Below are 5,141 nucleotides of genomic sequence, written 5' to 3'. Positions count from 1 at the left end.
CGCCGCGCCAGCCATTCCGAGGCCAGCAGCGCGCCCAGGGCCAGCAGCAGCGAAACGATGGCCAGCCGGGTGATCCCGCCTTCCCCGCCCGGCTGCTGCATCAGCTGGTGCATGGCCAGGGACAGCGTGCGGGTCTCACCGGGAATGCTGGAAACGAAGGTGATGGTGGCGCCGAATTCACCCAGCGCCTTGGCGAAGGCGAGCGCGGCGCCGGCGGCCAGGCCGGGCATGGCCAGCGGCAGGTCCACCTGCAGGAAGGTCGCCCAACGGCGCGCGCCCAGGCTGGCCGCCATTTCTTCGTATTCGCGCGGGATCGCCTCGAACGACAGCCTGATCGCGCGCACGAACAGCGGAAAGGCCATGACCGCCGCCGCCAGCACCGCGCCGGTCCAGCGGAAGGCCAGCTCGATGCCCAGCACGTCGCCCAGCCAGGCACCGATCGCACCCTGGTTCCCGAAGGCAACCAGCAGTACGTAGCCCGTCAGCACCGGCGGCAGCAGCAGCGGCAGGTGCACCAGGGCGTCGAACAGCGACTTGCCGGGAAACCGGAAACGCGCCAGCACCCAGGCCACCGCCACCGCCGGAACCAGCGAGCACAGCACGGCCAGCAGCGCCACGCGCAGGCTGAGCAGCACGACCTCGATTTCGGCGGGCTGGAGCATCACGGAACGATGAACCCGCGCGCGCGCAGGGCGTCGCGCATTTCATCGCCCCGCAGGAAGGCCAGGAAACCGGCGCTGCGCGCGGGCGGCGCCGCGCGGGCGCGCGCCACCGGATAACGCACGACGTCGTGCGAGTCGGCCGGCAGCCGCGCCACCACCACAACCCGCGGTTCAACCCGTGCATCGGTGGCGTAGACGATGCCCAGCGGCGATTCACCGCGCGCCACGAAAGCCAGCGCGCCGCGCACGCTGTCGGTTTCCGCCAGGCGCCCCTGAAGGTCCTGCCACAGGCCCAGCGACTCCAGCGATTGCCGGGCATAGCGCCCCGCGGGCACGCTGCCGGTGTCGGCCAGCACCAGCCGGCCGCGCGGGCCCAACGCCGCCGCCAGCGCGGCCGGTTCCAGCGCCACGTCGCCGGGGTGGCCGGCCGGCGCCACCAGCACCAGGGCATTGCCGGCCAGGTCGAAGCGGCTGGCCGGATCCACCAGGCTGCGCGCCTGCAGGTAATCCATCCAGGCGGCATCGGCCGATACGAAAACGTCCACCGGCGCGCCGCGCTCCACCTGACGGGCCAGCGCCGCGCTGCCGGCGTAGGACACGCGCACGCGCTGGCCGCTGCGCGCCTGCCAGGCCGCGCCGGCGTCGTCCATGGCTTCCTGCAGGCTGGCGGCGGCAAATACCAGCAGCTCGTCGCCGGCCGGATCGGACGCCAGGCCCGGGGCCGGCAGCGCCAGGCAAATCAGCAGCCACCAGGGTTTCATGCCCCGCAGCCTACATGCCGCGGAAGCGATGCAGGAAGGCGGCGCTGACCGGCAGGGTTTCGCCGCGGCCGCGCAGGCTGATCCGGGCCTTGCCCAGCTCGTCCTTGCGCAGGCGGTCGATGGCGGCCACGCGCACCACCACGCCGCGGTGCACCTGCCAGAATTCGTCCGGGTCCAGGCCGGCCAGCAGTTCCTTGAGCGGCGTGCGGATGACCGCTTCGTCGTCGCCGGTCACCACCCGCACGTATTTGTCCTGGGCCTGGAAAAACAGCACTTCGTCGATGCCGATCATGCGCACGTTGTCGCCGACGCTGGCGCTGATCCAGCGGAACTGGCGCTCGCCGCGCGGACGCAGCCGCGATTCGAGCTCCTCGATGCGCGCCTGCAGGTCGTCGTCGCCGCTGGCCAGCTGCTCCTTCAGGCGTTCGATGGCCCTGGCCAGCCGCGCCGGCGCCACCGGCTTGAGCAGGTAATCCACCGCCCCGGCTTCGAAGGCGCGCAGGGCGTAGTCGTCGTAGGCGGTGGTGAACACCACGCGCGCCCCGGCGGCCACGGCCGCCCGGGCCACGTCCAGGCCGCTGACGCCGGGCATGCGGATATCGAGGAAAACAACCCGGGGGCGGTGTTCGGCCACCGCGTCGAGCGCGGCCAGGCCGTCTTCGCAGGCGGCCAGCACCTCGAGTTCCGGCCAGGAGTCTTCGAGCATTTCCAGCAAGGCGGCGCGCTGCGGTGCTTCGTCCTCGGCAACGATGGCGGTCACGCGGCTCATGCGCTGGCTCCTTCCTTCGTTGCGGCGGCGTCCGCCAGCGGCAGGGTGATTTCGGCGACCGCGCCGCGACCCCCGGCCAGGCCGCGAAGACTGAACGTCGCCTCGCCGCCGAAGCGTGTGGCCAGTTGCTCACGCACGTTGGACAGGCCAACGCCGCTGCCCAGCCCCGGCTTCAGGCCAGCGCCGTCGTCAACCACGCTCAGCACCAGGCGCTCGCCGCGCAGGCTGGCGCGCACCTCCACCCGGCCCGGGCCGGGCTGGGGTTCGATGCCGTGTTTGATGGCGTTTTCGACCAGGGTGATCAGCAGCAGAGGCGGAAAGGGCCGCATGCGCAGCGCCGGCTCGGCCTCGACCGCGTAGGCCAGGCGGCCGCCCATGCGCAGGCGCATCAGCTCCAGGTAACTCGCGCAGATGTCGAGCTGCTGGCCGAGCGTGGAATGCAGCAGGCTTTCGCCATCGCGAAGTTTGGGAATGGTGGCGCGCAGGTGCGCCACCAGCGCATCAAGCGTGGCCTCGGCCTGGGCCGGGTCCTGGCGCACCAGCGCACGCACCGAGGCCAGGGTGTTGAACAGGAAATGCGGCTCCACCTGCGCCTGCAGCAGGCCCAGGCGCAGGTCTGCCTGCTGCTTCTGCGCACGCAGCGCCGCCAGCTGGCGGCCGCGCCGGTCGGTCGCCCAGCGCCGGCGCTCGCTGAAATACGCACGCAGAGCCAGGCCGCCGCCGAACAGCCCGTAGATGACCGCAAGCACCATCAGGTTCACGATCAGAGCCGGCGTCTTGAAGGCCGGGTCGATTTCCGGGTCCTTGCTGGTCGCCGCGCCGGCCTCGACCAGGGCCTGGCGCACTTCACCCTCGACGTAGGTGGACGCCCACTGGTCGGCGAAATAGCTGGCCACCATGCCGGCCAGCACCGCCAGCACGACGAACACCCGTTCGCGCCGCAGCGGCCAGCCCCGGTGCCGCGCGAACGTTGCCAGCGCCGGCCCGGTGGTGGCCATCAGGAAAAACGCCACGAACATGTGCACGCCCGCCAGCGCGCCGATGCCCCAGTCACGCACGGTCACCGCCGTGCCGAAGCACACCACCAGCGAAAACGCCGCGATGACGATGCCGAACAGCAGGCTGCGTCCGCGCAGCCAGGGGCCGCTGAACACCGGGTAGCGGTGGTAGCGGCTCCAGACCGTGTTGCCACCCACCAGGACTTCGGCGGGCAGCGGCCGGGACAGGCTGTAGGTTTCGGAAAGTTCGCTCATGGCTGGCGCAGCATATCGGCCGCTCAGGGGGTTTCGCCATGCGCGCCCGTGCGCTGCGCCGGCATCGCGCCGCCGCCCTGGATCCAGACGAAGGACTGGCTGCCGTCGGGCTGCCTGACCGGCTTGAGCAATGCGTCGAAGGCCAGCGGGTAAAAGTCGCCGGCGCTGTCGTGGCCCAGCTCGAAGGCCGGCTGGCCCTGGGCCTGGACCTCCAGCGCGTCGCCCTTGCGCCGCAGCGTCAGGGTCATGCCGCCCTGCAGCTCGTAGTCGCCGACCAGTGCATCCATCAGCGCGGCGGGCGCCGGCGTGGCCTTGCGCGGCTGGCCCAGCGGCACCGCCGGGTCGAGCAGGTGCAGGCCGATGCTGCCCAGGCCACCGAGCGAATGCAGGGCCGTGTCCGACAGCACCACCACGCCGCGGCCGGCTTCGCGGTCGAAGGCCACCAGCGAGGAAAAACCGCCGGTGCCGCCTTCGTGCACGTGCACCGGACGGCCGTTGAGCGGCGCGATGATCCAGTTCATCGCCATGGTCGGCTGGCCGCTGGTCCAGACCGGCTGCTGGGTAAGTTCCAGCGCCGGCTTCAGCGTGTCGGGCGCGGCGCCCAGCTGGCCCTGCACATAGGCCACCATGTCGTCGAGCGTCGCGCGCACGCCGCCGACACCGGCCATACCCGGCTTGAAGGTCCAGGCCGGCACCGGCTGGGTATTGGGCGCGTGGCCGCGCGCGGCGCTGATGCCGTCGGGGCGCTGGTCGACGTAGGCGCCTTCCATGCCCAGCGGCGCGAACAGGCGTTGATCGAGCAAAACCTCGAAGTCCTTGCCGGTGCGGCGCGCCAGTGCGTCGGAAAGCAGCATGAGCGCGAAGTTGGAATATTCGAAGGCGCTGCCCGGCGCGCGTGCCAGCTGCACCCGGCCCAGCGCCGCGTGCAGCATCTTTGCGTTCATGGCGGCATAGGGATTGTTCGGGTCGGTGATCGCCACGCCCGGCGGCAACGCCGGCAGGCCGCTGGTGTGGGTGACGACGTGCCGAAGCAGGATCGGCTGCCCCTCGAAGTCGGGCAGCTTCGTGCCTTCGGGCAGCCAGTCGGCCAAGGGATCGTCGAGCGAGGCGCCGCCGGCAAGGATTTCCTGCGCCAGCACGGCGGCGACCATGGTCTTGCTGACCGAACCGATCTCGAAGGCGGTGTTGGCACCGACGCGGGGTTCGCCCTTGCCGTCGGCGCAGCCGAACGCCCGCGAGACGCCGCCCGCTTCAACGACGGCGACGGCCACGCAGGCGCCGGTGCGGTCGCCGTCCAGGCGCTGCTTCAGTGCGGCGGCGACGGTAGCGTCGTCCATGGCAAATGCCGGGCCGGACAGGCCAAGGGCCATCAGGGAAACAAGCAGGGTCTTGGGTCGCATGGCGGGCACCTCGGTTTGGGGACGCTGGCACCTTGCCGGAGCCTTCGCGACCCTGCGGCGGTTTGCGACGAATCGCGCCCTGCCGCCGACGAAATCCGCCCCGGAGGGGTTCAGTCGGCCAGCAGGCGCCCGAGCGTGTCCCGGTAGCGCGCGGCGATGGCCTCGCGGTCGCGGTGGCGCCCGTCGGCGACCACGCGCTGCCCGTCCACGTGGGTTTCCCGCACCAGCGGGCGGTTGCCGGCGAAGACGTAGCGGTCGAGCACGTCGGCCGGGCGTGCGCCCGCAAGCGCCGGCAG

At 71.7% G+C, this 5,141-nt stretch carries 5 protein-coding genes and 1 pseudogene; all 6 read right to left on the bottom strand.

What is annotated here, in order from left to right; genetic code table 11:
* Window positions 1-662: molybdate ABC transporter permease subunit (gene modB, locus AACZ35_RS12235; protein ID WP_339829712.1), on the bottom strand; the 662-nt coding region annotated here is incomplete at its 3' end.
* Entirely contained in the window at window positions 662-1,423 is a 762-nt protein-coding gene (modA, locus tag AACZ35_RS12230; RefSeq protein WP_339829710.1) for a molybdate ABC transporter substrate-binding protein, read from the bottom strand. The genes modB and modA, both read right to left, overlap by 1 nt.
* A 10-nt stretch (window positions 1,424-1,433) precedes the next feature.
* Window positions 1,434-2,192, bottom strand: a complete 759-nt coding sequence (locus tag AACZ35_RS12225) for a LytTR family DNA-binding domain-containing protein (RefSeq protein ID WP_339829708.1) — start codon at window positions 2,190-2,192, stop codon at window positions 1,434-1,436.
* Window positions 2,189-3,445 (bottom strand): histidine kinase, encoded by a 1,257-nt coding sequence (locus AACZ35_RS12220; RefSeq protein WP_339829706.1) that lies wholly within the window; start codon window positions 3,443-3,445, stop codon window positions 2,189-2,191. Before AACZ35_RS12220 ends, AACZ35_RS12225 begins: the two co-directional genes overlap by 4 nt.
* 23 nt (window positions 3,446-3,468) lie before the next feature.
* Window positions 3,469-4,845 carry a serine hydrolase gene (locus AACZ35_RS12215; protein WP_339829704.1) on the bottom strand — a complete coding sequence of 459 codons (1,377 nt, stop codon included), beginning with the start codon at window positions 4,843-4,845 and terminating at the stop codon, window positions 3,469-3,471.
* Between the two features lie 110 nt (window positions 4,846-4,955).
* Window positions 4,956-5,141 (bottom strand): annotated as a pseudogene (locus tag AACZ35_RS12210) (formimidoylglutamate deiminase); the annotation flags it as partial.

Origin of the sequence: uncultured Arenimonas sp., assembly GCF_963976025.1 — a bacterium.
Taxonomy (GTDB): Bacteria; Pseudomonadota; Gammaproteobacteria; order Xanthomonadales; family Xanthomonadaceae; genus Arenimonas.
The sequence above is the reverse complement of the archived record's forward strand: the minus strand, read 5'-3'. Positions and strand labels throughout refer to the sequence as shown.